The organism is Amycolatopsis sp. lyj-109, from assembly GCF_046548995.1.
GTDB lineage: Bacteria > Actinomycetota > Actinomycetes > Mycobacteriales > Pseudonocardiaceae > Amycolatopsis.
This window is the reverse complement of the sequence record NZ_JAJPWR010000011.1, coordinates 54899-78986: the sequence shown is the minus strand read 5'-3', so window position 1 is coordinate 78986 and position 24088 is coordinate 54899. Positions and strand designations below refer to the sequence as shown.

Below are 24088 nucleotides of genomic sequence, written 5' to 3'. Positions count from 1 at the left end.
GACTCATTCAGGTCGTGGGAGGTCCTGAATGAGTCATTCAAGACCTTGGGCGTCGCTATTTGCAAACGTGAACACGAGAACTCGAGGAGGGGCGAAATGCCCAAAGCTCATGTCGGTTCCGGTGTGCCCCGGGGTAAGCGATCGGTCGCGTCGCGGGTGACCACGCAGGAGGCCGAGGCGGTCCGCGGCCCGGAAGCGACCGCCGGGATGCCCGCTGCCCCGGGCGGCGGGGTCGCCGTTGCGGCCCCGCCCGTTCTTCTTCGGCCGATGCCACCGCCGAAGTACGTTGTCGTCCCGCTGCCGCCCGCGGTTCTGCCCGCGTCGGGGCTGGCCGGGGTCGCCGGGGCGCTGCTGCTGCCCGTCGACCGGCCCGGGATCGGGTGGCTGCTCTCCGGGCTGGCCGTCGTCGTCGCCGTCGTGGTGGCCGACCGGCGTTCGCGTGAAGGCACTGAAGGCACTGAAGGCACGGAAGGCGCTCCGACCTGGCGTAGCGCCGCCTGGGCCGCACTCGCGCTCGCGCTGCTCGCCGTGGGAACCGTGCGGGCGTCGGGATGGCTGTTCGTCCTCTGCGTGATCGCCGCCGTCGTTGCCGGGTCGTTGGCCATTGTCCGGCAGCGGACCGTTCACTCGGTTCTCTACGACATGCTCGCCGTCCCGATCGAGGCGTTCCGGGCCATTCCGTGGGTCGGGCGCGGGGCCGGGCGCTTCACCGCCCGCCGTGACGGGGTGGCCCGGCGGATCGCGCTGGCCGTGCTGGCCGCCGCCGCGCTCGTCGGGGTCTTCGTGCCGCTGCTGGCCAGTGCCGATGCCGCCTTCGCCGCCGTCATCAACGCCGTCATGCCCGATCTCGGCGTCGCGACGCTCGTGCGGTGGTGCTCCGTCTTCGCCGTCGTCACTTTGGTCGCGGCCGGGAGCTGCTACTTCCTGGCCGCGCCGGCGCCGCGCGCGTCGGCCGACCGTCCACACCGGACCAAATACGGTCTGGAGTGGACGGTCCCGCTCGGTGCCCTCGTCCTGGTGTTCGGCCTCTTCGTCGGGGTGCGGCTGGTCGTGCTGTTCGGCGGCACCGAGTACGTCCTGCGCACCGGCGGCCTGACGTCGGCGGAGTACGCCCGTGGCGGCTTCTGGCAGCTGTGCGCCGTCACCGTGCTGACGCTGGCCATCGTCGCCGCGGCGCTGCGGTGGGCACCGGACGCGACGAAGGGCGACCGGCTCCGGCAGCGCGTCCTGCTCGGGACGCTCAGCGCGCTGAGCCTGGTGCTCGTCGGCTCGGCGTTGAGTCGCATGTGGACGTACCAGCAGGCGTACGGCTTCACCGTGCTGCGGCTGCTGGTCGAGGTCTGCGAACTCTGGTTCGGTGCGGTGTTCGTGCTGGTCCTGGTGGCACTGGTCCGGCTGCGTCCGGCGTGGCTTCCCCGCGCGGCGATCGGCACGGCCGCCGCGGCGCTGCTGGTCCTCGCCGTCCTCGATCCGGAACGCCTCATCGCCGACGCGAACCTCGACCGCGCGGCGGCCGGCAAGTCCCTGGACGACCGCTACCTGGCCGGGTTCTCGGCCGACGTGGTCCCGGCCGTGTCGGCCCGGCTGGCGGAACCGCTGCGCAGCTGCGTGCTGCGGCAGGTCCTCCGCGACGACCGGGAAGACGGCTGGCCGGCGTGGAACGTCAGCCGTTCGGCGGCCCGCGACGTGACTTTCGGCCCGGTCACCCCCTGCCGCTGAACCGGACCGGTGGGCAGCGCGTGGTTAAGAGTTACGCGGAAGTCACCGGGCCGTCGTGGGGGCGGCCCGGCGGCTTCCGCGCGTTCGAATGCCGCAACGGGGCGTCAGAACGCGAAAACCTCGTCCGAATCGCGATCGGCCTCGCAGCGGTTCGCGTACGTCGTGCGGAACGACACCGGCTTGCCGCGCCAGGTACCGATCGCCGTGACTTCCACCGGGGCGTAGATCAGCGTGCACGCCTGGTGCCGCGCGGTGATCCGGGAAAAGTCACCGCCGGCGCCCGACAGCACCGCGCACGCCTTGTCGCGCTTGGGGTGCGTGCCGCCGACCGGGTCGCACGTCAGCACCACCGAGCCGATCCGGCCGGCGGTGTCGTGGGTGGTCAGCTGCAGCGTCGAGGCCGGGGGTTGCGCCGGCGCCAGACAGCCGAGGCTCATCAGACAGGCTGCGAAGGGGAGGAGGGCCATATCGGTGTCATCGGCCGTCCGGAGTCGATCACTGTGCTGCACGTCCGGGTGAGTCTTCTTCGCTCGTCCGGGTGAGGTCCCACGCCAGCAGGGCGACATACAGCGACAACATCGACTCCGGGTCCTCCAGCCGGACGCCGAGGACCTGCTCGATCCGGGCGAGCTGCTGGTAGTAGGCCGTCCGGGACGTGTGGGCCGCCGCGGCCGCCGCCGACTTGTTGCCGCCCTGCTCGCAGTAGTGCCGCAGCGCCTGGACGAGCCGGCTGCCCGACGCCGCGTCGCGCTGCAGCAGCGGGCCGAGCTCCCGCGTCGCGAACGCCGTCACGCGGTCGTCGCCGGAAAGCAGGTGCAGCAGGCCGCGCAGGCGGACGTCCGACAGCCGGTGCACCACCCGGTCCGCGCCGGTGCCCAGCGCCGCCGCCGCGACCTGGCTCGCTTCCAGCAGCGTCCGGCGGGCTTCGGCGGGGGACGACACCGTGGTGCCGACCGCGAGCACGCCCGGCGCGCTGCCGCGGGCCTCGCGGACGTCGGTGGCGAGCCGGTGCAGCACGGCGTCGGCGTTCGCCTCCGGGGACAGCGCGAGCAGGGCCCGCACGCCGAGGTCGTCCGTCGCCACCAGCGCCGACACCTTCGCGCGGCGGGCCGCCAGCACCGTCGCCTCGGCCAGCTCGCGCAGCACCGGCGGCGTCGACAGCGAGGGCCGGGCCGTCCCGGTCAGCCGCGGCCGGACCGCCAGCCCGACCAGCTGCCGTCCGGGCAGCGGCACGGCCAGCGCCGAGGCGCGGGCCAGCAGCTCCGCCGTCGGCGCGGGCGAGGCGAGCAGCTCGGCGAGCACCGCGCGGTGGGCCTGGCGTTCGAGACCGTCGGAATCCTTGGCGACCAGCCGGTGCACGGCCAGCGCGGACGCGGCCCGCTCGGCGACCACCCGGTGCCGGTGCGGCGGCTGGTCGGCGCAGACGAGGATCAGCCGTCCCCAGTCGTGCCCGCGCGCGCCGACCACGGTCACCAGCCAGCCCGATCCGGGGTGGTAGCCGGTCCGCTCGCCGACCTGGACCACCCGCGACCGGGCCGGCCAGCCGGGGAGCAGTTCGGCCGGGTCGGTGCCCGCCGCGTCGTAGGCGAGTACCTCGTGGGAGAGCGTCTCGAGCACCACCGGCTGCTCGGTGAGCCGGGCGACCTCGCCCAGGACGACGCCGGGTTCGGCGCCCGCCACCGTCAGCGCGGTGAACGTCTCGTGCACGCGCTCGGCGGCGCGCAGCTCGGCGACCTGGGCGTCGACGATCTGGCCGTTCACCGCTTCGGTGATGCTCACGAACCGCGTTTCCCGCGAAAGGGTGACCAACGGCAGGCCGTGCTCGTCGGCCGCGCCGACCAGCGCGGCGGGCAGTTTGTCGCTCCAGTGCCGGACCAGCTCGACCACGACGCCGGCCGCGCCGACCCCGGCCAGGTCGGCGACGTACCGGGCCAGCGCCGGGCCGTCGTCGGGCAGCGCGACCCCGGTGGTCAGCACCAGCTCGCCGCCGCGCAGCAGGTGGGCGATGTCGGCGACCTCGGCGACGTGCGCCCAGCGCACCGGCGCGTCCAGCCCGGCGGCGCCGGCGACGACGTGCGGCCGGCCCTGGCGCAGCACCGGCAGCGCGAGGACCTCGGCGACGGTCGGGTACATGGCTCCTCGGCGTGTGATCAGCGGAAGGAACAGACTGTACGGCCGCGGCGGCGAGTCCGTACACGTTGCCGATGGCGGTGGCGTGGCGCCCGCCCGGAGACTCGTGACGGGATGTTGCCGAGTGCGAGGAGTGCCCGCTGTGACCGACCGCATCAGCCACTGGATCGACGGCAAGCCGTTCGGCGGGACCGCCGCGCGGTCCGGCGAGGTCTTCGACCCGGCCACCGGGGAGATTCGGGCGCACGTCGACTTCGCCGGTGACGCCGAGGTCGAAGCCGCCGTCGCCGCGGCCAAGGCGGCGCTGCCGGGTTGGCGCGGGACGTCGCTGGCCGGGCGGACGCGAGTGCTGTTCGCCTTCCGCGAGCTGCTGTCCGCCCGCAAGCACGAGCTGGCGAAGATCATCACGAGCGAGCACGGCAAGGTCGAGTCCGACGCGGCAGGCGAGATCGCCCGCGCGATCGAGAACGTCGAGTTCGCGTGCGGTGCGGCCCAGCTGCTCAAAGGCGGGTTCAGTGAGAACGCCTCCACCGGCGTCGACGTCTATTCGATCGCCCAGCCGCTGGGCGTGGTCGGCGTGATCTCGCCGTTCAACTTCCCGGCCATGGTCCCGCTCTGGTTCGTCCCCAACGCGCTGGCCTGCGGGAACACCGTGGTCCTCAAGCCGAGCGAGAAGGACCCGTCGGCGGCGGTGTTCATCGCGGAGCTGTTCGCCGAGGCCGGCCTGCCCGCGGGTGCGCTCAACGTGCTGCACGGCGACAAGGTGGCCGTCGACGGGCTGCTCTCGCACGCCGACGTCAAGGCGATCTCGTTCGTCGGGTCGACGCCGATCGCGCGGTACGTCTACGAAACCGGCACCCGGCACGGCAAGCGCGTCCAGGCCCTCGGCGGGGCGAAGAACCACATGGTGGTGCTGCCGGACGCCGACCTCGACCTCGCCGCCGACGCCGCGGTGTCGGCCGGGTTCGGCTCGGCGGGGGAGCGGTGCATGGCGGTGTCGGTGGTGGTGGCCGTCGACCCGGTCGGCGACGAGCTGGTCGCGAAGATCGCCGAGCGGATCGCCCGGCTGCGCGTCGGCGACGGCCGTGATCCCGAGTCGGAGATGGGCCCGCTGGTCACCGCGGCCCACCACGCCCGCGTCGAGTCCTATGTGGACGCCGGGGTGGCCGCCGGTGCCGCGCTGGTCGTCGACGGCCGGGGCATCGAGGTGTCCGGGGACGGCTTCTGGCTCGGCCCGACGCTGTTCGACCACGTCCGCCCGGAGATGTCGATCTACACCGACGAGATCTTCGGCCCGGTGCTGGCGGTGGCGCGCACGGCTTCCTACGACGACGCGCTGGCGCTGATCAACGCCAACCCGTACGGCAACGGCACGGCCATCTTCACCGGCGACGGGGCCGCCGCGCGCCGGTTCCAGAACGAGGTCGAGGTGGGCATGGTCGGGGTCAACGTCCCGATCCCGGTCCCGGTCGGCTACTACTCGTTCGGCGGCTGGAAGGACTCGCTGTTCGGCGACAGCCACGCGTACGGGCCGGAGGGGTTCCACTTCTTCACCCGGACGAAGGTCGTGACGTCGCGGTGGCCGGACACCTCGCACGCCGGGGTCAACCTGGGCTTCCCGCGCAACTCCTAGTACTACAGGGACAGTTCTTCGGTCGGCGTGGCAGTGGTGGCTGGTCTGCCGGGACAGGAACGGCCAACTCACCGCTCGCAGCAGCCAACTCACCGCTCGCAGCAGCCAACTCGCCGGGCACGCGGGTGAGTTGGCCGCTGCGGTTGGTGAGTTGGCCGTTGCGGTTGGTGAGTTGGCCGTTGGCGCTGATGCGCCGTACCGCTCACGACCAGCTGCGGCAGACCGGCCCGCCGGGTTTTGCCAGGTCGCGCGCACAAGTGTCCCTGTAGTACTAGGCGGGGAATCCTCCGCGGGTCCGCCGGGTTGGCACCAGGGGGACCCGCGGACGACGTTAGGACGAAGAATGAGCGCGAAGAACTCCGGCACCTTCACCATCGGCGGCGACCTCCCGGTCACCCGCCTCGGGTACGGCGCCATGCAGCTCACCGGACCGGGCGTGTGGGGCGACCCGAAGGACCCCGAAGAGGCCGTCCGCGTGCTGCGGCGGGCCGTCGAGCTGGGCGTGAACCTGATCGACACCGCCGACGCCTACGGACCGTTCGTCGCCGACCTGCTGATCAAGAAGGCGTTGCACCCGTACGCCGACGACCTGGTCATCGCGACCAAGGCCGGCTTCACCCGGCAAGGCCCCGGCCAGTGGATCCCGGTCGGGCGGCCCGAGTACCTGCGTCAGCAGGTCGAGCTGAGCCTGCGCCACCTCGGCGTCGACCGGATCGATCTGCTGCAGCTGCACCGGATCGATCCGAAGGTGCCGGTGGCCGAGCAGGTCGGGGAGCTGAAGAAGCTGCAGGACGAGGGCAAGATCCGGCACATCGGCCTGTCCGAGGTCGGGGTGGCCGACCTCGCCGAGGCGCAGAAGACCGCGGAGATCGTTTCCGTGCAGAACCTGTTCAACCTGGCCAACCGCGACGCCGAGCCGCTACTGGAGCACGCCACCGAGCACGGCATCGCGTTCATCCCCTGGTTCCCGCTGGCCACCGGGGCGCTGGCCGGGCCGGACAGCCCGCTGACCGCGCTCGCGAAGGAGCACGACGCGACGCCGTCGCAACTCGCGCTGGCCTGGCTGCTCAAGCGGTCGCCGGTCGTGCTGCCGATCCCGGGCACGTCGTCGGTCGCGCACCTCGAGGACAACGTCGCCGCCGCGGACATCGAGCTGACCGACGCCGAGTTCGACGCCCTCACCAAGGCGGTCTAAGCCGGGAGGACGTTGATCAGCACCTTGGACCGCGGCGCGATCAGTACGGTGTTGACCCGGTTGGGCTGGATCCGCTCGCGGAGCTTCCGCTCCAGCGGGTAGGTCCGGCCGCCGGCGCGCAGGCTGAACGACTCGAGGCTCTTGAACCCCTCCGGGCTGCGGTGCAGGCCGATCGGGTACTCGTCGGTGAGGCGAGCGGTGTCGAAGTCGTGCGTCCAGCCCGTGACCGCGGTCAGCCGGCCGCCGAAGGCGTCGGCGAGCCGGCGCCGGCAGACGAACGCGAACCAGCCGGTGATCGCCAGCAGCGGGACGGCGGCCACGGCCGTACCCGCGACCGCGAGGCCCACCGTGGCCATGATCCCGGCCACGACGAGGGCCGCCGCCACCCAGAAGTTCAGGTCGAGCAGCGCGCCGCGCTGCTCGGGGTGGAGCAGGCCGTTGCGGTTGGCCAGCTCCACCTCGGGCCGGTCGCTCACTCGCCCTCGCCTTCGGGGTGTTCCTTCTCGTGGGCCTCTTGGGCCTCGTGATAGCGGTCGTACTGTTCGTTCTCCTGGCGGCGGCCCTCGGTCGCCACACCGACGGTGTCCGCCGTGTTCCAGTGCACCTTTTCGTTCGGGTCGAGGAGCTTGTGCTGGTTCAGGACGCTGCGGCCCTCCTCGGAGTACTCGCCCGGGCCTTCCAGCTTCTCCCGGCCCGGGACGCGCTCCTTGGCGGCGTCGCTCCAGCCCTTCGCCGTCTCTTCGGCGGACTTCGCTTCCCGGCCCGCTTGCTTCAGCTCGGTGGCCTTCCGCTCGATCCCCGCCGCCGTCTCGACGCTGCGGTCCACGATCCGGTCGGCCGCCTTGCCCGCCTTCTTCAGCGCGTTCGCCGCGCCTTCGAGGGCCGCCTTCGACCTGCCCGCGCCCTTGGCCAGGCCCTCCAGCTTCTCGACGATCTTCGCGATGCGCGTGCTGATCTTCTCCGCCAGCACCCCGCCCTCGATCACCGTGTCCGCGATGAACGCCGCGATCGTCCCGCCGAACGTGCACCACGACGCCGCCAGCGCGGCCAGCGCCTTGACGATCAGCTCGCCCACGAACGACGAGATCAGGTCGCGGATCAGGCCGCGCTCGGTGCCGACCAGCGCCGCGCCGATGTTGATCGCCGTCGACGCGCCTTCGGCGTGCGAAGCCGCGCCGCGCAGGACGCCGACGTAGCTTTCGGCCGTCCGCTGGTACGCCTCCGCGGAGCCGCAGTCGCTGAACGACTGCTGGACCTTCTTGGCCTTCTGCTCGTAGCTCTCGGCCGTCTCGGTGAGCTGCTTCGCGATGTTCGTCCAGGTCACAGCCTTGGCCGTGATCGCTTCGGGCTTGCCGGCGAGCTTGTCGAGGCCGTCCTTGAGGAAGCTGATGTGCTCGATCAGCCAGCCGACCCCCGCACTCGCCAGCGTCCCGAGCGGATCCATCGCCGCGCCGAGCAGGTCGAGGGCGTCGGTGCCGATGTCCAGGGCGAGGTTGCCCCAGTCGCCGCCCCTGGCGTCGGTGAGCGTCGACGCGGCGTCGCTGAAGATGCCCGCGCCGCCGGTCTGCGCGTTGAGGTTGGCCGGCTCGCCCTTCGAGCCGTCACCCATGCCGCTCCAGAAGCCGCTTGCCGGCTCGGCCGTCGCGACCAGGGAATTCTCCGTCATGCGGGCAGCTCCTTGCCGATGCCTTCGATCAGGCACTTCGTCTTGTGTTCGTGCTCGCGGAACGCCGTGTGCGCGGTCTTCACCCGGTCCGCGACCTCGTGGCCGGCCTCGACCGCGGCGGCGAGGAAGCTGTCGGCTGTGTCGATCCACGCCTGAATCGGGAGCGCGAAGACCTGCCCGACCAGCCCGAACGCGTCGAAGTCGAGGGCCTGCGCGGTGCCGGCGGCGTCGAGCGCCTGCTGGACCTTGGCGGCGATCTCGCGGATCTCGTCTTCGTGTCCGCCGAGGACGTCGAAGTCGACCCTCAGAGCCTGCAGAGTCATCAGAGCCCCCGGCGCAGGATCGGGCTGCCGAAGTCGTCGTCGGACGGCGGTTTCCGGCGCGGTTCCCGGGTGGGTTCTTCGGGGACTTCGGGCGCCGGAATCTGTTCCTTGAGGAATTCCATCGCCTCGCTGCCTTCGCCGATCACGGGTGCCATGATGCCGGTCAGCTGCTGCGCCGCGTCGAGTTGCGCCCGGCGCGCCGCGGCCAGGACCGCCTGGGCCAGCCGGGTCCGCGGCAGCTCGTCCGCACGCGGGCCGAAGCTGAGTTCCTGCAGCGCACCGGCGGTGTTGACGGTGACCGTGACGGCCCCGTCGGCACTCGTGGCGGTCGCCGAGACACGCTGCAACCGCGCCTTCGCCTCGGCCGCGCGCCGGGCGATTTCGGGCATACCGGCCGAAGCCGGGTCAAAATTGTTCACAGCGACCTCGTCAGTCGGGGAAGGATGCGTGGATCAGAGGGAGCAAACCGGTTTTCGGTTCCCCATTCAAGCGGGAAAACCGTTTCCAGAACAATTCATGGGAATCGGTTTGCGTGCTCTTTACCCGCCGGTCGGTGGGTGGCAGAAGGTCTTGAATGACTCATTCAGGACACCGGAGGTCCTGAATGAGTCATTCAAGACACCGGGGGCGGCAGGGCTCGGACGGGCCGCGTTGAGCGCGACCGGCTCAGGCTTCCGTAAACTTGGCTCGAGCAGCGAACGAGGTAGGTGAGGAACCGGTGGCCAACGCGGAGGAACGCCGCTTCGACGTGCTGCGCGCGATCGTGGCCGACTACGTGTCCAACCAGGAACCCGTCGGGTCCAAGGCGATCGTCGAGCGGCACAACCTGGGTGTGTCGAGCGCCACCGTGCGCAACGACATGGCCACGCTCGAAGAAGAGGGCTACATCACGCAGCCGCACACCAGTGCCGGCCGCGTCCCGACCGACAAGGGCTACCGCCTTTTCGTCGACCGGCTGTCGGAGATCAAGCCGCTGAGCGCGGCCGAGCGCCGGGCCATCACCACGTTCCTAGACAGCGGCACCGACCTCGACGACGTCCTCAAGCGCTCGGTCCGGCTGCTCGCGCAGCTCACCCGCCAGGTCGCCGTCGTCCAGTACCCGATGCTGACCAACGCCAAGGTGCGGCACCTCGAAGTGGTGCCGCTCACCCCGGCGCGGCTGATGCTGGTGCTGATCACCGACAACGGGCGCGTCGACCAGCGCACGGTCGACCTCGGCGACGTCGTCACCGAAGAGGACGTCACCCGGCTGCGCACCGTGCTCAACGCGGCCACGTCCGGACGGCGGCTCAACGACGCCGCGGCGCGCGTCGCCGAACTGCCCGACAAGTCGCCCGGCGAGCTGCGGGACGCGCTCATCCGGGTCACCACCGTGCTGGTCGAGTCGCTGGCCGAACACCCCGAAGAGCGCCTGGTGCTCGGGGGTACCGCGAACCTCACCCGCAACGTCGCCGACTTCCCGGGCTCGCTGCGCCAGGTCCTCGAAGCACTCGAAGAACAGGTCGTCGTGCTCAAGCTGCTGGCCGCCGCGCGCAACCCCGGTGCGATCACGGTGCGCATCGGTGAGGAAAATGAGGACGAGCAGATGCGCAGCACCTCGGTCGTCTCGATCGGATACGGCCAGGACATGGTGCTCGGCGGCATGGGGGTGGTCGGACCGACCCGGATGGACTACCCCGGCACGATCGCCGCGGTGCGGGCGGTCGCCAACTACGTGGGGCAGATCCTGCACGGCCGCTGAGCCGGGCAGAGCAGAAGGAGAAGCAGAGACGGTGGCGAGGGACTACTACGGCATCCTCGGGGTGGCCAAGAACGCGAGCGATCAGGACATCAAGCGCGCGTACCGGAAGCTGGCCAGGGAGCTGCACCCCGACGTCAACCCGTCGGAAGACGCGCAGCACAAGTTCGGCGAGGTCACGACGGCCTACGAGGTGCTGTCCGACCCGCAGAAGCGCAAGATCGTCGACCTCGGCGGCGACCCGATGGACGGCGGCGGGCGCGGCGGGGGCGGTGGCGACCCGTTCGCCGGCTTCGGCGGCCTCGGCGACATCATGGACGCCTTCTTCGGCGCGGCCGGCGGTGGCGGGGGGCGCGGGCGAGGCCCGCGCAGCCGCGTCCAGCCCGGCTCCGACGCGCTGATCCGGCTCGGCCTCTCCCTCGAGGAGTGCGCGACCGGCGTCGACAAGGAAATCGCCGTCGACACGGCCATCGTCTGCGACCTCTGCCGCGGCGCGGGCACCAGCGAAGGCACCTCGGTCAAGACCTGCGACACCTGCGGCGGCGCCGGCGAGGTCCAGTCCGTCCAGCGGTCGTTCCTCGGCCAGGTCGTCACCGCCCGCCCCTGCCCGGTCTGCCGCGGCTTCGGCGAGGTCATCCCCGACCCCTGCCGCCAGTGCGGCGGCGACGGCCGCATCCGCGCCCGCCGCAACGTCACCGCCAAGATCCCGCCGGGCGTCGGCGACGGCATGCGCATCCGGCTGTCCGGCCAGGGCGAGGTCGGCCCCGGCGGCGGCCCGGCCGGCGACCTGTACGTCGAGATCGACGAGACCCCGCACGAGGTCTTCGTCCGGCAGGGCCACGACCTGCACTGCAACTTCCGCATCCCGATGACGACGGCCGCGCTCGGTGCCACGGTGCCGATCTCGACCCTCGTCGACGGCGACTACGAACTCGACGTCGAACCGGGCACCCAGCCCAACGCCGAGCTCGTCCTCACCGGCAAGGGCATGCCGCGGCTGCGGTCCTCCGGCCGCGTCGACGGCCGCGGCGACCTGCACGTCCACATCGACGTCGTGGTCCCGACCAAGCTCGACGAAGCCCAGCGCGAACTCCTCGTCGAGCTCGCACAGCAGCGCGGCGAAGAGGTGCCGACGCTGGCGTCCAACGGCACCAAGCACGGCGGCCTGTTCTCCAAGCTGCGCGCCAAGAACCACCGCTGACCGTGCCCGACACCACCCTGCCGGTCTTCCTCGCCGCGTCGGTGCCGGCTTCGGGCCGCGCGGTCCTCGACGGCGAGGAAGCCCGGCACGCGGCCACCGTCCGCCGCCTGCGCGTGGGCGAGCGGCTGGTCCTGTCCGACGGCGCCGGCGCGATGGCCCGGTGCGTCGTCGAGGGCGTCCAGGCCGGGCGCGACGCGCTGGTGACGCTGGCGGTCGAGTCGCATTGGACCGAGGAGCCGCCTGCGCTGCGCGTCCTGGTCGCGCAGGCGCTGGCCAAGGGGGACCGCGGGGAACTCGCGGTCGAACTCGCCACCGAGGCCGGCGTCGACGCGATCGTCCCCTGGCGAGCGGCCCGGAGCGTCGCCAAGTGGGACGACGGGGGCCGCGGGGACAAGGCGCTCGCGCGGTGGCGGGCGACGGCCCGGGCGGCCGCGAAACAGGCGCGGCGGGCCCACGTCCCGGAGGTCACCGAGCCGGTGACCACGGGCGAGCTGGCCGGGCTCGTGGCGACGATGTCGCTCGCCATCGTGCTCGAGTCCGACGCCCCCGAGCGGCTCACCGACCTGGACCTGCCCGACGCCGGGGACGTGCTGCTGGTCGTGGGGCCCGAGGGCGGCGTCACGGACGACGAGCTCGCTGTCCTGAAGGAAGCCGGCGCGCGGGCGGTGCGGTTGGGGACAACGGTCCTGCGGACCTCCACGGCCGCCGCGGTGGCCTTGGGCGCGCTCGGTGCGCTCACGACTCGCTGGCAGTGAGATCACCAAAAAACCGCGCGAATTTTGCGCCCAGTTATGGCGCGATCACGCTCCGACCCGTTACTCTCATTTACTAACGCACTGTTCATCGTTCGGTGCGCTACTGGGAAGAAGACTCCGCCGGGCACCTCCCCCCTCGGTCCGGCGGCCGCCGCGGTCGCGGTGAGGCGACCCCCAGGCTTCACCGCCACCGCGGCATCTCCTCGCTCGCTTCGCTCGCGGTCGAGCCGCGGTTTGGTTTCGTTGTGTTTTCTGGGGGTCAGACCCCCAGACCCCCAGCCGGGGCGAGCCCCGGACCCCCGCGCGTTTGCCTGTGGTCCGGTTGGGTGGGGCGGGTTGTGGTCGAGTGGTCGATAGGGTGCTTGGATGAGCGAGACTGAGGCCGAGACGCTGTTCGAACGGATCATTGGTGGGGAGATCCCCGCCGATGTCGTCTATCAGGATGATGCCACCTTTGCCTTCCGGGATATCCGGCCTCAGGCTCGGGTTCACGTGCTTGTTGTGCCTCGGAAGCGGTACCGGAATCTGGGGGAGCTTGCTGCCGGGGATCCGGAGCTGCTTGCCCGGGTGGTGTTGGCCGCTCGTAAGGTTGCCGAGCTTGAGGGGGTCCTGGGGAGTGGGTATCGGGTTGTCTTCAACACCGATGAGGATGCCGGGCAGACCGTCTTCCACGTGCACGCCCATGTTCTGGGCGGGGAGCCGCTGGGGTTGTTCGGGGCTCCGGAGGAGGACTAGGGAAACCGGCCTGCGTCTTGTCGGTGGGTGCCAGTAGCATCGGAGGGGTCCGTTCTCCCTCACCGAGAAAGCAGGCCTGAGGCCACGTGGCCGGAACCGTACCGGGTGGAGCCGCCCGACCCGACGTCCCCGGGGACGTCGCCAAGACCGAGGATGCCTCCGCTCAGGCTGCGCAGTCCCGGTTCCCCATCCCCGACGCCGCCGCGCTCAGCCTGCTCGGGTCCCGTGACGAGAACCTGCGGGTCGCCGAGGAGCTCCTCGCCGCGGACGTGCACGTTCGCGGCAACGAGGTCACCCTGACCGGGACGCCCGCCGACGTCGCGTTCGCCGAACGCGTCTTCGCCGAGCTCGTGCAGCTCGCCACCGGCGGCCAGCAGGTCGGGCCCGACACCGTCCGGCGCACCATCGGCATGCTCTCCACCGGAGACGCCTCGCCGGCCGAGGTCCTCAGCCTCAACATCGTCTCCCGGCGCGGGAAGACCATCCGGCCCAAGACGCTGAACCAGAAGCGGTACGTCGACGCCATCGACAAGCACACCGTCGTCTTCGGCATCGGCCCCGCCGGCACCGGCAAGACCTACCTCGCCATGGCGAAAGCCGTCCAGGCGCTGCAGGCCAAGCAGGTCACCCGCATCGTGCTGACCCGCCCGGCCGTCGAAGCCGGCGAGCGCCTCGGCTACCTGCCCGGCACCCTGAACGAGAAGATCGACCCCTACCTGCGGCCGCTCTACGACGCGCTGCACGACATGGTCGAGCCCGAGTCGATTCCGCGGCTGATGCAGGCCGGGACGATCGAGATCGCGCCGCTGGCCTACATGCGCGGCCGCGCGCAGCCGACGACCACGCCCGTGCTGACGCCGGATGGTTTCCGGCCCATCGGCGAGCTCCGGGTTGGCGACCTGGTCATCGGGTCCGACGGTGAACCGACTCCGGTCCTCGGTGTGTACCCACAGGGCGAGAAGGACATCTACCGGGTCACCGCGAGCGACGGCGCTTCGACGCTTTGCTGCGGCGAGCACCTCTGGACGGTCCGGACGGCGGCCGACAAGCGCCGCAACAAGCCGTGGCGTGTCCTCGAGACGAAGGAAATGATCGGCAAGCTCCGGGCCGCTCACGCCCGCCGTTACGAGCTGCCGATGCTGACGGCGCCGGTTTGCCATCCCGGGCGCGAAGTGCCGATGGACCCGTATGCACTGGGGCTCCTGCTGGGCGACGGCTGCCTGACCGGCTCCACCACCCCGGCTTTCGCGACCGACGATCCGGAATTGGTCGTTGCCCTCGAGGCGGCGTTGCCCGGCGTGTCCGTGCGGCACAAGGGCGGGGTCGACTACACCCTCAACCGCGTTAGGGAACCGGGTGACGTCATCACCCTGGAAAACCCGGTCACCGGCGCCCTGCGCGCACTGCACCTGATCGGGACCCGCTCGCACACCAAGTTCGTGCCGGAGGTCTACCTCCAGAACTCGGCAGACGTCCGGCTGGCGGTCCTGCAGGGGCTCCTGGACTCGGATGGTGGGCCGGTCACCCAGCTCGCCCGCACCTGCCGCATCCAGTACACGACGACATCCCCGCAGCTGAAGGACGATGTCATCCGTCTGGTGCAGTCGCTTGGCGGAGTCGCCTATTCCCGGCGTCGCCTCGCGCTCGGCCGCAAGCCGGGCCGGGCCAACGGACGCGACGTCGGCTACCGGCACGACGCCCACGTCGTCGAGATCCGGCTCCCCGCGGGCATCGAGCCGTTCCGCCTGACCCGCAAGCGGCTGAAGTACCGCGAAGCCGATGGCGGAGGCCGTCCGATGCGGTTCATCCAGAGCATCGAACCGGCTGGTCGCGCAGAAGCGGTGTGTATCCAGGTCGCGGCGGAGGACTCGCTGTACGTTACCGACGACCACCTGCTGACGCACAACACGCTGAATGACGCCTTCATCATCCTCGACGAGGCCCAGAACACCACGCCCGAGCAGATGAAGATGTTCCTCACCCGGCTCGGCCAGGGCTCCAAGATCGTCGTCACCGGCGACATCACCCAGGTCGACCTGCCCAGCGGGCAGCGCAGCGGCCTGCGGGTCGTGCGCGACATCCTCACCGGCGTCGATGACCTCCACTTCGCCGAACTGACCAGCCAGGACGTCGTCCGGCACCGGCTCGTCGCGAGCATCGTCGACGCCTACGAGAAGTGGCAGGCCGTGCAGGACGCCCAGCAGAACGACGGCTGGAAGGGCAACCGGCGTTGAGCATCGAGATCGCCAACGAGTCCGGCGTGGTCGTCGACGAGACGTCCATCGTCTCCGCCGCCCGCTACGCCCTCGACAAGATGGAGGTCAGCCCGCTCGCCGAGCTGTCCATCCTCCTCGTCACCCTCGAAGTCATGGAAGACCTGCACGAACGCTGGATGGACCTCCCGGGCCCCACCGACGTCATGGCCTTCCCGATGGACGAGCTCGACTCCTCCCGCCGCCCCGACGCGCCCGACGCGTCACCGGCGCTGCTCGGGGACATCGTGCTCTGCCCGGCGTTCGCCAAGGACCAGGCCAAGACCGCGGGCCATGCCCTGATCGACGAGCTGCACCTGCTCACCGTGCACGGCGTGCTCCACCTCCTCGGCTACGACCACGCCGAACCCGCCGAGGAGCGCGAGATGTTCGCCCTCCAGAAGCGGATCCTCGGCGAGTACCAGGACGCCGTGGCCGCCCTGGACAAGCGGGACGCCCAGCGCAACACCGACGACCGCGTCCTCGGCATCGCCGGGCTCGACACGCCCGCCGCCGCCGAGCCACCCGCCGGGGAAACGCCCTAGTGCCGCACGCCTCCGCTCTCGATCCCGGCTCCGGACCAAGCGCCCCAAGGCGGCCTTGGTTGCGTCTGACGCACCGAAGGCCGCCTTGGGTGCGTCAGACGCACCGAAGGCCACATTGGGGCGCTTGCCGCCGGCACCCCGGAACGCGGTTTTAGGCGCCAGCCATGGAACAGCTCTTCTTCGCGATCGCGCTCATCCTCCTGGCGGGCGTGTTCGCGGCGGCGGACGCCGCCATCAGCACCGTGTCGCAGGCCCGGGCCGAAGGTCTCGCCCGGCTCGGGCTGCCCGGCGCCCGGCACCTCGCCGCCGTCGTCGCCGAACGCCGCCGGCACATCAACCTGTTGCTCCTGCTCCGCCTCGGCTGCGAACTCACCGCCACCGTGCTCGTCACGGTGTTCGTCGGCACCCGCCTGGCGCCGCTGGGCCTCGCGGTGCTGGTCGCCGCGGTCGTCATGGTCGTCGTCAGCTACGTCCTCATCGGCGTCGGCCCCCGCACCCTCGGCCGCCAGCACCCCTACCGCATCGGCCGGTACGTCGCCGGGCCCGTCCGCGTCCTCGGCTCCGTCCTCGGCCCGCTGTCCCGGCTGCTCATCCTCATCGGTAACGCCATCACCCCCGGGCAGGGCTTTCGCGAAGGCCCGTTCACCTCCGAAGTCGAGCTGCGCGAGCTCGTCGACATGGCCCAGGAACGCGGCGTCGTCGAGGACTCCGAACGCGAGATGATCCACTCGGTGTTCGAGCTCGGCGACACCGTCGCCCGCGAGGTCATGGTGCCGCGCACCGAGATCGTCTGGATCGAGCGCACCAAGACCGTCCGGCAGGCGCTGGCCCTGGCGCTGCGCACCGGCTTCACCCGGCTGCCGGTGATCGACGAGTCCGTCGACGACATCGTCGGCGTCGTCAACATCAAGGACCTGATGACCGGCTACCTCGACCCCGACGGGCCGAGCACCGTCGTCGACTCCGTGATGAACCAGGCGTCCTTCGTGCCCGACTCGAAACGGCTGGACGAGCTGCTCAAGGAGATGCAGCGCTCGCACAACCACATGGCGATCGCCGTCGACGAGTACGGGGGCACGGCGGGCCTGCTCACCATCGAGGACGTCCTCGAGGAGATCGTCGGCGAGATCACCGACGAGTCCGACGCCGACGAACGCCCCGAGGTCGAAGAGCTCGACGGCGGCGCCGTCCGCGTGTCGTCCCGGATGAGCGTCGACGACCTGGGCGAACTGTTCGGCGTCGACCTCGAAGACCACGACGTGGAGACCGTGGGCGGGCTGCTCGCGGAACGACTGGGTAGGGTCCCGCTACCGGGGGCCGAAGCCGAGGTCGCCGGCCTTCGGCTGTTCGCCGAAGGGGGCAAGGACCGGCGCGGCCGCATGCGGATCACCTCCGTGGTCGTGCACCCGGCCGACGCCGAAGCGATGACGGACCCCGTCGACCGGACGGGCCGCCGTACGCGCCTGCCCCAACCCGACGAACGCGACAGGAGCGTCGAACATGCCTGACCTCGAGGCCGAGGACCAGAAACTCGTCACGCTGGCCAGGTCCTCGCGCGCCCGCATCCAGGCTCCCGAGGGCGCCGCGGTCCGCGACACCGACGGCCGCACGTACGCCGCCGGCACGGTCGACCAGCCGTCCTTCAAGCTGACCGCGCTCCAGGCCGCGGTCGCCGCCGCGCTGTCCAGCGGCGCCGAGGGCATCGAGGCCGCCGCCGTCGTCACCGGCGAAGGGCTCCTCAAGGGCGCGTCCGTGCACGCGGTCCGCGACATCGCGAAGTACGCGCCGATCATCCTCGCCGACCCGGACGGCGAAATCCTCGAGGTGCTGACCCGATGACCGAGCACCGTTCCGGCTTCGCCTGCTTCGTCGGCCGGCCCAACGCCGGCAAGTCGACGCTGACCAACGCCCTCGTCGGCACCAAGGTCGCGATCACCTCCAGCAAGCCGCAGACCACCCGGCACGCGATCCGCGGGATCGTCCACCGCGAGGACGCCCAGCTCGTCCTGATCGACACGCCCGGCCTGCACCGCCCGCGCACCCTGCTGGGCGAGCGGCTCAACGACATCGTGCACACGACGTGGTCCGAAGTGGACGTCGTCGGCCTCTGCGTGCCGGCGAACGAGAAGATCGGGCCCGGTGACAAGTTCATCGCCGCCGAGCTCCAGAAGATAGCCAAGCGGACGCCGGTCATCGGCATCGTCACCAAGACCGACCTCGTCCAGCCCCAGCAGGTCGCCGAACAGTTGCTTGCGCTGCAGCAAGTGATGGACTTCGCCGAGCTCGTCCCGGTGTCCGCAGTGGACGGCTTCCAGGTCGGCACCCTGGCCGACCTGCTGGTCAAGCGGCTGCCCGAGGGCCCGCAGCTGTACCCGGGCGGCGAGCTCACCGACGAGCCCGAGCAGACTCTGGTCGCCGAGCTGATCCGCGAGGCGGCGCTGGAAGGCGTCCGCGACGAGCTGCCGCACTCGATCGCCGTCACCGTCGAGGAGATGCTGCCCCGCGAAGGCCGCGACGACCTCATCGACGTGCACGCGTTCCTCTTCGTGGAACGCCCCAGCCAGAAGGGCATCATCCTGGGGCACAAGGGCGAACGGCTGCGCGAGGTCGGCGCCGCCGCGCGCAAGAACATCGAGGCGCTGCTCGGTTCGAAGGTCTACCTCGACCTGCACATCAAGGTGGCCAAAGAGTGGCAGCGCGACCCCCGTCAGTTACGTCGGCTGGGCTTCTGACCGGCGCTTTCCCCACGCCGGGGCGGATCAGCGGAATTCCTGGTCTCGATTCGGTCGCGGCGGGACGAAACGCGGGGCGCGCGATGATCTCGCCCCCTACAGTCGCGGCTTCGACCACATCGCGGCCGGTCGGGGCGGCCCGCGGACCCGGTGGTCGTCTCTGGAGCACGACGAAGGGGAACAACCGATCATGACCGACAGCCAGGGCATGCCCAACTACCCCGGCGACCAGCCGAACCAGCCCGGCGGCCAGCCGAACTACCCCGGTGGGCAGCCGGGCGGCTACCAGCCGGGCCCGCCCCCGAGCAACAACCTCGTGTGGGCCATCCTGACCACGATCCTGTGCTGCCTCCCGTTCGGCGTCGTGTCGATCGTGCAGGCCGCGAAGGTGAACGGCCTGTGGGCGCAGGGCCAGACGGCCGCCGCGCAGGAGGCCGCCAACTCGGCCAAGAAGTGGGCGATCATCTCGGCGGTCGTCGGCGTCGTGTGGATCGTGCTGTGGATCATCCTGATGATCGCGGGTGTCTTCACGTTCGGCACCACCACGCCGCGATACTGACGTAGCACAGCAGTAGGAGGATCCCGGTGACCGACCAGTACCCGCCGCCGTACCCGCCCCCGGGCGGGCCGGGTTACGGCTACGGCTATCCACCGCCGAACTACGGGCCGCCACCGGAGAACAACCTCGTGTGGGCCATCCTGAGCACGGTGCTCTGCTGCCTGCCCCTGGGCATTGTCGCGATCGTCAAGGCCAACCAGGTGCACACGCTGTGGTTCCAGGGCTTCCCCGCCGAGGCGCAGAAGGCCGCCGCCGACGCCCGCAAGTGGGCGATGTGGTCGGCCATCTCGACCGGGATCCTCCTGCTGCTCTACGTCGTCTTCATCGTGGTGATGATCGTGTTCGTCGGCGTCAACGCGAACCGGCTGACGCCATGACCACGACCGTCTACACGGGATACCCCGCCCGCGGCGCCAAAGCCAAGCTGCGGGCCCTCGGCGCGCCGATGGCCGTCGTCGCCGGGCTCGGCGCCTGCTGCGTGGCCGTCTGGGTCGGCGATCCGACCACCCCGGGCGGGTTCCTGCCCATCTGCCCGACGAAGGCACTGCTCGGCATCGACTGCCCGGGCTGCGGCGGCATGCGGATGGCGTACAGCCTGATGCACGGCGACATTCCCGCGGCCCTGCACTACAACGCCGTCTCGTTCGTCGTCGTGCTGCTGCTGGTGTGGAGCACCATCGCGTGGACCCTCGGGCGCCTGCGCGGCCGCGCGATGGACAGCTGGCTGCACTGGCGGTGGACACCACTCGCGTTTTCCATTGTCTTCGTGGTCTGGTTCGTCATCCGCAACCTGCCGTTCGCCCCGTTCACGGCACTCCACGTCTGATCTCGGGACAGCCGGGAACCGGAAGGTCACGGACCGCGTCGGACGCGCAGGCGATTCACCCGGACAGCTGAAGCCTGGGCGGCGCAGCCGAAGGTGAACCGAGTACGCTCCCGCGGACCGGACCGATGAGGGCGGATCCGTTTCCGCATGTCGGGGAAGTGACCAGCGAGGGGAAGACACCCAATGACCGATCCCTACGGTCAGCAGTCCTTCGGGCAGCCGGCCGGTGGCCGGCCGCCGTTCGGGCAGCCGCAGCCGGGGCAGGCGCCGTACGGGCAGCCCGCGCCCTACGGGCAGCAGGCGCCGTACGGTCAGCAGGCGCCCTACGGTCAGCCGGCCCCGTTCGGCCAGCAGGGCAACCCTTTCGGTCCGCCGCGCAACTACGCGAGCTGGGGCCAGCGCGCCCTCGGCTGGCTCATCGACCTGAGCCCCCTCCTCGTGCTGTACGTGGTCCTCACTCCGCTTTTCTTCATCTTCGGGCACATCGGCTCGCTGTGGCTCGTCGTGGCTCTGCTCGGCTGGCTCGGTTGGATCGGCTGGTCCATCCACAACCGGTGGATCACGCAGGGCAACACCGGCCAGTCGATGGGCAAGCGCTACGCCAAGATCAAGCTCGTCCGCGAGGACACCGGGCAGCCGGTCGGCCCGGGCATGGCCTTCCTGCGCGACCTCGCCCACGCCGTCGACAGCGCTGTCTGTTACGTCGGCTGGCTGTGGCCGCTGTGGGACGACAAGTCCCAGACCCTCTCCGACAAGATCGTCGGCACGGTCGTGGTGAACGCCGACGACGCGGCCGCGCCGTTCGCCGCGCAGGGCGGGCAGGCCTTCGCCGGCGGCTTCCCGCCGCCGGGGCAGCAGCCGGGCCAGCCCGGTCAGTTCGGCCAGCCGCCCGCCGGCGGCTTCCCGCAGCAGCCCGCGTCCGGCGGTTTCCCGCAGCAGCAGCCACAATCCGGTGGTTTCGAGCAGCAGCCCGCCCCGGGTGGCTTCGGCCAGCCGCAGCCGGGCGGGTTCGGCCAGCCGCTGTCCTCCGGCGGCTTCGCGCAGCCCCCGCAGCCGGGCGGCTTCGGGCAGCAGCCGGGCCAGCCGCTCGCCCCGCCGCCGGGTGGGGGCGCCTTCGACGAGCAGGCGGAACGCACCCAGATGCTCCGCCCGGGCTCGGGGAGCGCCTTCGACGAGCAGGCCGAGCGCACCCAGATGCTGCGGCCGGACGTCCCGGGCGAACCCGAGGCGACCCAGAAGATCCAGCTGGGCCAGTTCGGCCAGCCGCCGAACGAGCAGCGCTGACCCGTTCCTCCGCACCACCGCCGGAGTCACCCGGCGGAAGTTCACGAATAGTTGGGGTACAACGTCATGACCAATCCCTACGGCCAGCAGCAGCCCTACGGCCAGCAGCCGCAGCAGCCGCAGCAGCCGGGCTACGGCCCGCCGTCCGGCGGCATGCCCGCGCCCTACGGCCAGCCGGCGCCGTACGGTCAGCAGGCGCCGTACGGACAGCCCGCGCCGTACGGCCAGCCGCCCACCGGTGGCTTCGGCGCCCCCGGCTACGGCATGCCCGGCGGTGGCGACATCAACCAGATCAAGGACTACAAGGGCTGGGCGATCGCCTCGCTCTTCCTCGGCGGCCTCATCCTCGGGATCTTCGCGATCATGAAGTCCAACGAGGTCGGCACGTACAAGATGCAGGGCAACTACCCGATGGCGGAACAGGCCTCGCGCACCACCAAGACGCTCTGCATCATCTCCACCGTTCTGGGCGGCTTCGGCTGCGTCTTCGCCATCATCATGATCATCGTCGCGATCGCCGGCGCGACGGCCGTCAGCACCTGCTACGGCTCCTACTGCTGATTCCCGCGGGGCGCTCCACCCCGGCATCACCCCGAAGTGGGACGATGTCGGGGTGGTGAACCTCTACCGCGACACCGGGGTGGTGTTGCGCACGCACAAGCTGGGTGAGGCCGACCGGATCGTCACCCTGCTGACGCGGCGGCACGGCAAGGTCCGTGCCGTGGCGAAGGGCGTGCGGCGCACCTCGTCGCGGTTCGGGGCCCGGCTGGAGCCGTTCGGCCACGTCGACGTGCAGTTCTACACCGGGCGCACGCTCGACGTCATCACCCAGGTCGAGACCGTCGACGCGTTCCAGCTGCCGCTGGTCGCCGACTACCAGCGCTACACCACGGCCAGCGCGATCGCCGAAACCGCGGACCGGCTCTCGGCCGAAGAGGGCGAGCCGGTGCTCAAGCTGTACCTCCTCGTCGTCGGCGCGCTGCGGGCGCTGGCCGAAGGGGAGCGCGATTCGTCCCTGGTGCTCGACGCCTTCCTGCTCCGCGCGATGTCCTACGCCGGCTGGGCGCCCGCGCTCACCGAGTGCGCCCGCTGCGGTCTGCCCGGCCCGCACAAGGCGTTCAGCATCGCCGCGGGCGGCTCGATGTGCTCCGACTGCCGGATCGCCGGCTGCGTGCACCCCGCCCCCGACGTCCTGGACCTGCTCACCGCCCTGCTGCACGGCGAATGGCCGCTGGCCGAGGCGACCCTGCCCGGCACCCGCCGTGACGCGAGCGGCCTGGTCGCGGCGCACCTGCAGTGGCACCTGGAGCGGCAGCTCCGCTCCCTGCCCCTGGTCGAGCGACGCGCCCGGGAGGCGGTTGAGGCATTCAGGGCTTCGCCCTGAGCCGGGGGCTCCGCCACCCGACCCCCGAAAGACAGGTGGTACCCGGCCAGTAGGGTCGGGCTGACCGGTTTCACCCATCCAGGGAGGCTCGCAGTGCTGCGCAGGGGACGCGAGAACAAGGCGTCGCGATACGAGCTGCGGGCCCCGGATCCGCACCCGTCGGGCGCGAAACCGCCGGAAATCCCGCGCGAGCTGGTGCCCAAGCACGTCGCGCTGGTCATGGACGGCAACGGCCGCTGGGCCAACCAGCGCGGCCTGCCACGGATCGAGGGCCACAAGCGCGGCGAAGCGGTGATGATCGACGTCGCCGCGGGTGCCGTCGAAATCGGCGTCAAGTGGCTCTCGGTGTACGCGTTCTCGACCGAGAACTGGAAGCGCAGCCCCGAAGAGGTGCGGTTCCTGATGGGCTTCAACCGCGACACCATCCGCCGCCAGGTCGACTACCTCGGCTCGATCGGCGTGCGCATCCGCTGGGCGGGGCGGCGGCCGAAGCTGTGGGCGTCGGTGATCAAGGAACTGCAGGCGGCCGAGGAAAAGACCAAGGACAACACGGCGCTGAACATGACCATGTGCGTCAACTACGGCGGCCGCGCCGAGCTGGGTGACGCGATGCAGCGGATCGCGCAGGACGTCGCGGCCGGAAAACTGAACCCCGACAAGGTCAACGAGAAGACCATCGGGAAGTACCTGTACCAGCCGGACATGCCGGACGTGGACCTGTTCCTGCGGCCTTCGGGCGAGCAGCGGACGTCGAACTTCCTGCTGTGGCAGTCGGCCTACGCGGAGATGGTCTACCAGGACACCTTGTTCCCGGACTTCGACCGGACCCACCTGTGGCGGGCCTGCCTGGAATTCGCGAAGCGGGATCGCCGCTTCGGCGGCGCCGTCGACCAGGCGTCGTCATGAGCGCGACCGAAGCGGTCGAAACCGCGGAGCTGCTGACGCGGGCCCGGGAGGCGCTGGAGCGCTACCTCGAGGTGCACGTCGACGACGACGGCGCGCTGACGTTCTCCCACGGCGGCGTCCCGTGCGTGATCCAGGCGACCCGGCTCGGCGAAGGCCTCACGGTGCTCACCCTGACCTGTGTGGTCGGCTGGGACCTCGCGGACGCGCCGGAGCTGTCGATCGCCGTCGCCGAGCGGGCGGGGCAGGGTCTGTTCGGGACGCTCGGGATCGGGCACTCGGACAACGGCGTCGACGTGACGTTGCGGTACGCCTTTCCGGCGGTGGGACTGGACCCGGCCGCGCTCGGGACGTTGCTGATGCTGGTCGTGTCGACCGCTTCGCAGCTGCGGACCGATCTGCCCGGAATCGTGTCCGGCGACTGACCCGTCCGGGGTGGACTTTCCGCCGCGAACGGAAGATCGGGGTCCGAAACGGACTGTGATCCTCCGTTCGCGGCCCGTGCGGG

At 71.0% G+C, this 24088-nt stretch carries 26 protein-coding genes and 2 pseudogenes; 22 read left to right on the top strand and 6 right to left on the bottom strand.

All coding sequences use genetic code 11. The annotated features are described in order from the left end of the window. The first annotated feature begins 207 nt into the window (after nt 1–207). Nucleotides 208–1719 carry a DUF4153 domain-containing protein gene (locus tag ACLJQF_RS24805; RefSeq protein ID WP_410612250.1) on the top strand — a complete coding sequence of 504 codons (1512 nt, stop codon included), beginning with the start codon at nt 208–210 and terminating at the stop codon, nt 1717–1719. A 104-nt stretch (nt 1720–1823) separates the two neighbouring features. Here ACLJQF_RS24805 and ACLJQF_RS24800 read toward each other — a convergent pair whose 3' ends face one another. Next, complete coding sequence (locus ACLJQF_RS24800; protein WP_410611994.1) at nt 1824–2156, bottom strand: SSI family serine proteinase inhibitor; 333 nt, start codon at nt 2154–2156, stop codon at nt 1824–1826. Nucleotides 2157–2214: 58 nt separating this feature from the next. Beyond that, nucleotides 2215–3852, bottom strand: a complete 1638-nt coding sequence (locus ACLJQF_RS24795) for a PucR family transcriptional regulator (RefSeq protein ID WP_410611992.1) — start codon at nt 3850–3852, stop codon at nt 2215–2217. Between the two features lie 139 nt (nt 3853–3991). On the opposite strand from ACLJQF_RS24795, the gene ACLJQF_RS24790 reads away from it, so the two are divergent. Together ACLJQF_RS24790 and ACLJQF_RS24785 are read left to right on the top strand one after the other, a co-directional pair. After that, complete coding sequence (locus tag ACLJQF_RS24790) at nt 3992–5482, top strand: CoA-acylating methylmalonate-semialdehyde dehydrogenase (RefSeq protein ID WP_410611990.1); 1491 nt, start codon at nt 3992–3994, stop codon at nt 5480–5482. Nucleotides 5483–5825: 343 nt separating this feature from the next. Then, a complete protein-coding gene (locus ACLJQF_RS24785) occupies nt 5826–6677 on the top strand; it encodes an aldo/keto reductase (RefSeq protein WP_410611988.1) in 852 nt (283 codons plus the stop codon). On the opposite strand, the gene ACLJQF_RS24780 is transcribed toward ACLJQF_RS24785, so the two are convergent. The 4 genes from ACLJQF_RS24780 to ACLJQF_RS24765 are packed head-to-tail and all read right to left on the bottom strand — an operon-like array spanning nt 6674 to nt 9085. Further along, on the bottom strand, nt 6674–7153 hold the full coding sequence (locus tag ACLJQF_RS24780) for a hypothetical protein (RefSeq protein ID WP_410611986.1): 480 nt from the start codon (nt 7151–7153) through the stop codon (nt 6674–6676). The genes ACLJQF_RS24785 and ACLJQF_RS24780 overlap by 4 nt on opposite strands. Then, nucleotides 7150–8343: a hypothetical protein gene (locus ACLJQF_RS24775; protein ID WP_410611984.1), complete on the bottom strand. Its 1194-nt coding sequence runs from the start codon at nt 8341–8343 to the stop codon at nt 7150–7152. Before ACLJQF_RS24775 ends, ACLJQF_RS24780 begins: the two co-directional genes overlap by 4 nt. Beyond that, nucleotides 8340–8666, bottom strand: coding sequence for a type VII secretion target (locus tag ACLJQF_RS24770; RefSeq protein ID WP_410611982.1), 327 nt, complete (start codon nt 8664–8666; stop codon nt 8340–8342). The genes ACLJQF_RS24775 and ACLJQF_RS24770 overlap by 4 nt, the downstream gene beginning before the upstream one ends. Further along, nucleotides 8666–9085: a YbaB/EbfC family nucleoid-associated protein gene (locus ACLJQF_RS24765; RefSeq protein WP_410611980.1), complete on the bottom strand. Its 420-nt coding sequence runs from the start codon at nt 9083–9085 to the stop codon at nt 8666–8668. The genes ACLJQF_RS24770 and ACLJQF_RS24765 overlap by 1 nt, the downstream gene beginning before the upstream one ends. 299 nt (nt 9086–9384) lie before the next feature. On the opposite strand from ACLJQF_RS24765, the gene hrcA reads away from it, so the two are divergent. The 19 genes and pseudogenes from hrcA to ACLJQF_RS24670 all read left to right on the top strand — a co-directional run bounded on the left by hrcA (nt 9385) and on the right by ACLJQF_RS24670 (nt 24005). Further along, nucleotides 9385–10407: a heat-inducible transcriptional repressor HrcA gene (hrcA, locus tag ACLJQF_RS24760; RefSeq protein WP_410611978.1), complete on the top strand. Its 1023-nt coding sequence runs from the start codon at nt 9385–9387 to the stop codon at nt 10405–10407. 31 nt (nt 10408–10438) lie between these two features. Continuing rightward, complete coding sequence (gene dnaJ / locus ACLJQF_RS24755) at nt 10439–11605, top strand: molecular chaperone DnaJ (protein ID WP_410611976.1); 1167 nt, start codon at nt 10439–10441, stop codon at nt 11603–11605. A 2-nt stretch (nt 11606–11607) separates the two neighbouring features. Then, nucleotides 11608–12360, top strand: coding sequence for a 16S rRNA (uracil(1498)-N(3))-methyltransferase (locus ACLJQF_RS24750; RefSeq protein ID WP_410611974.1), 753 nt, complete (start codon nt 11608–11610; stop codon nt 12358–12360). A 366-nt stretch (nt 12361–12726) separates the two neighbouring features. After that, the gene (locus ACLJQF_RS24745; protein WP_410611972.1) at nt 12727–13095 is read left to right on the top strand and encodes a histidine triad nucleotide-binding protein; all 369 of its coding nucleotides are present in this window, start codon (nt 12727–12729) and stop codon (nt 13093–13095) included. Nucleotides 13096–13181: 86 nt separating this feature from the next. Next, a pseudogene (locus tag ACLJQF_RS24740) lies at nt 13182–13922 on the top strand (PhoH family protein); the annotation flags it as partial. After that, a pseudogene (locus ACLJQF_RS24735) lies at nt 13911–14735 on the top strand (LAGLIDADG family homing endonuclease); the annotation flags it as partial. The pseudogenes ACLJQF_RS24740 and ACLJQF_RS24735, both read left to right, overlap by 12 nt. A 156-nt stretch (nt 14736–14891) precedes the next feature. After that, nucleotides 14892–15329, top strand: a complete 438-nt coding sequence (locus ACLJQF_RS24730; RefSeq protein WP_410612248.1) for a PhoH family protein — start codon at nt 14892–14894, stop codon at nt 15327–15329. After that, entirely contained in the window at nt 15326–15892 is a 567-nt protein-coding gene (ybeY, locus tag ACLJQF_RS24725; protein WP_410611970.1) for an rRNA maturation RNase YbeY, read from the top strand. Before ACLJQF_RS24730 ends, ybeY begins: the two co-directional genes overlap by 4 nt. A gap of 164 nt (nt 15893–16056) precedes the next feature. Next, nucleotides 16057–17400 carry a hemolysin family protein gene (locus ACLJQF_RS24720; RefSeq protein WP_410611968.1) on the top strand — a complete coding sequence of 448 codons (1344 nt, stop codon included), beginning with the start codon at nt 16057–16059 and terminating at the stop codon, nt 17398–17400. Next, nucleotides 17393–17731 carry a cytidine deaminase gene (locus tag ACLJQF_RS24715; RefSeq protein WP_410611966.1) on the top strand — a complete coding sequence of 113 codons (339 nt, stop codon included), beginning with the start codon at nt 17393–17395 and terminating at the stop codon, nt 17729–17731. Before ACLJQF_RS24720 ends, ACLJQF_RS24715 begins: the two co-directional genes overlap by 8 nt. Continuing rightward, nucleotides 17728–18624, top strand: coding sequence for a GTPase Era (era, locus tag ACLJQF_RS24710; protein ID WP_410611964.1), 897 nt, complete (start codon nt 17728–17730; stop codon nt 18622–18624). The genes ACLJQF_RS24715 and era overlap by 4 nt, the downstream gene beginning before the upstream one ends. 190 nt (nt 18625–18814) lie before the next feature. Continuing rightward, on the top strand, nt 18815–19183 hold the full coding sequence (locus ACLJQF_RS24705) for a CD225/dispanin family protein (RefSeq protein WP_410611962.1): 369 nt from the start codon (nt 18815–18817) through the stop codon (nt 19181–19183). 26 nt (nt 19184–19209) lie between these two features. Further along, nucleotides 19210–19560, top strand: a complete 351-nt coding sequence (locus tag ACLJQF_RS24700; protein ID WP_410611960.1) for a CD225/dispanin family protein — start codon at nt 19210–19212, stop codon at nt 19558–19560. After that, on the top strand, nt 19557–20009 hold the full coding sequence (locus tag ACLJQF_RS24695; RefSeq protein WP_410611959.1) for a DUF2752 domain-containing protein: 453 nt from the start codon (nt 19557–19559) through the stop codon (nt 20007–20009). Before ACLJQF_RS24700 ends, ACLJQF_RS24695 begins: the two co-directional genes overlap by 4 nt. 183 nt (nt 20010–20192) lie before the next feature. Next, entirely contained in the window at nt 20193–21293 is a 1101-nt protein-coding gene (locus tag ACLJQF_RS24690) for an RDD family protein (RefSeq protein WP_410611958.1), read from the top strand. 66 nt (nt 21294–21359) lie between these two features. Beyond that, nucleotides 21360–21854, top strand: coding sequence for a CD225/dispanin family protein (locus tag ACLJQF_RS24685; RefSeq protein ID WP_410611957.1), 495 nt, complete (start codon nt 21360–21362; stop codon nt 21852–21854). A 52-nt stretch (nt 21855–21906) separates the two neighbouring features. Next, on the top strand, nt 21907–22677 hold the full coding sequence (recO, locus tag ACLJQF_RS24680; protein WP_410611955.1) for a DNA repair protein RecO: 771 nt from the start codon (nt 21907–21909) through the stop codon (nt 22675–22677). Between the two features lie 93 nt (nt 22678–22770). After that, entirely contained in the window at nt 22771–23583 is an 813-nt protein-coding gene (locus tag ACLJQF_RS24675) for an isoprenyl transferase (protein ID WP_410611954.1), read from the top strand. Next, nucleotides 23580–24005, top strand: a complete 426-nt coding sequence (locus tag ACLJQF_RS24670) for a YbjN domain-containing protein (protein ID WP_410611952.1) — start codon at nt 23580–23582, stop codon at nt 24003–24005. The genes ACLJQF_RS24675 and ACLJQF_RS24670 overlap by 4 nt, the downstream gene beginning before the upstream one ends. The last annotated feature ends 83 nt before the right edge of the window (nt 24006–24088 follow it).

Bases quoted from the DNA above. Each gene is read 5' to 3' on its own strand.
- ACLJQF_RS24745 (WP_410611972.1), top strand. From the start codon at position 12,727: ATGAGCGAGACTGAGGCCGAGACGCTGTTCGAACGGATCATTGGTGGG.
- ACLJQF_RS24795 (WP_410611992.1), bottom strand. From the start codon at position 3,852: ATGTACCCGACCGTCGCCGAGGTCCTCGCGCTGCCGGTGCTGCGCCAG.
- ACLJQF_RS24770 (WP_410611982.1), bottom strand. From the start codon at position 8,666: ATGACTCTGCAGGCTCTGAGGGTCGACTTCGACGTCCTCGGCGGACAC.
- ACLJQF_RS24705 (WP_410611962.1), top strand. From the start codon at position 18,815: ATGACCGACAGCCAGGGCATGCCCAACTACCCCGGCGACCAGCCGAAC.
- era (WP_410611964.1), top strand. From the start codon at position 17,728: ATGACCGAGCACCGTTCCGGCTTCGCCTGCTTCGTCGGCCGGCCCAAC.
- ACLJQF_RS24805 (WP_410612250.1), top strand. From the start codon at position 208: ATGCCCGCTGCCCCGGGCGGCGGGGTCGCCGTTGCGGCCCCGCCCGTT.
- ACLJQF_RS24730 (WP_410612248.1), top strand. From the start codon at position 14,892: ATGCGGTTCATCCAGAGCATCGAACCGGCTGGTCGCGCAGAAGCGGTG.
- ACLJQF_RS24690 (WP_410611958.1), top strand. From the start codon at position 20,193: ATGACCGATCCCTACGGTCAGCAGTCCTTCGGGCAGCCGGCCGGTGGC.
- ACLJQF_RS24775 (WP_410611984.1), bottom strand. From the start codon at position 8,343: ATGACGGAGAATTCCCTGGTCGCGACGGCCGAGCCGGCAAGCGGCTTC.
- ACLJQF_RS24670 (WP_410611952.1), top strand. From the start codon at position 23,580: ATGAGCGCGACCGAAGCGGTCGAAACCGCGGAGCTGCTGACGCGGGCC.
- ACLJQF_RS24715 (WP_410611966.1), top strand. From the start codon at position 17,393: ATGCCTGACCTCGAGGCCGAGGACCAGAAACTCGTCACGCTGGCCAGG.
- ACLJQF_RS24800 (WP_410611994.1), bottom strand. From the start codon at position 2,156: ATGAGCCTCGGCTGTCTGGCGCCGGCGCAACCCCCGGCCTCGACGCTG.
- ACLJQF_RS24685 (WP_410611957.1), top strand. From the start codon at position 21,360: ATGACCAATCCCTACGGCCAGCAGCAGCCCTACGGCCAGCAGCCGCAG.
- ACLJQF_RS24720 (WP_410611968.1), top strand. From the start codon at position 16,057: ATGGAACAGCTCTTCTTCGCGATCGCGCTCATCCTCCTGGCGGGCGTG.
- ACLJQF_RS24785 (WP_410611988.1), top strand. From the start codon at position 5,826: ATGAGCGCGAAGAACTCCGGCACCTTCACCATCGGCGGCGACCTCCCG.
- ACLJQF_RS24695 (WP_410611959.1), top strand. From the start codon at position 19,557: ATGACCACGACCGTCTACACGGGATACCCCGCCCGCGGCGCCAAAGCC.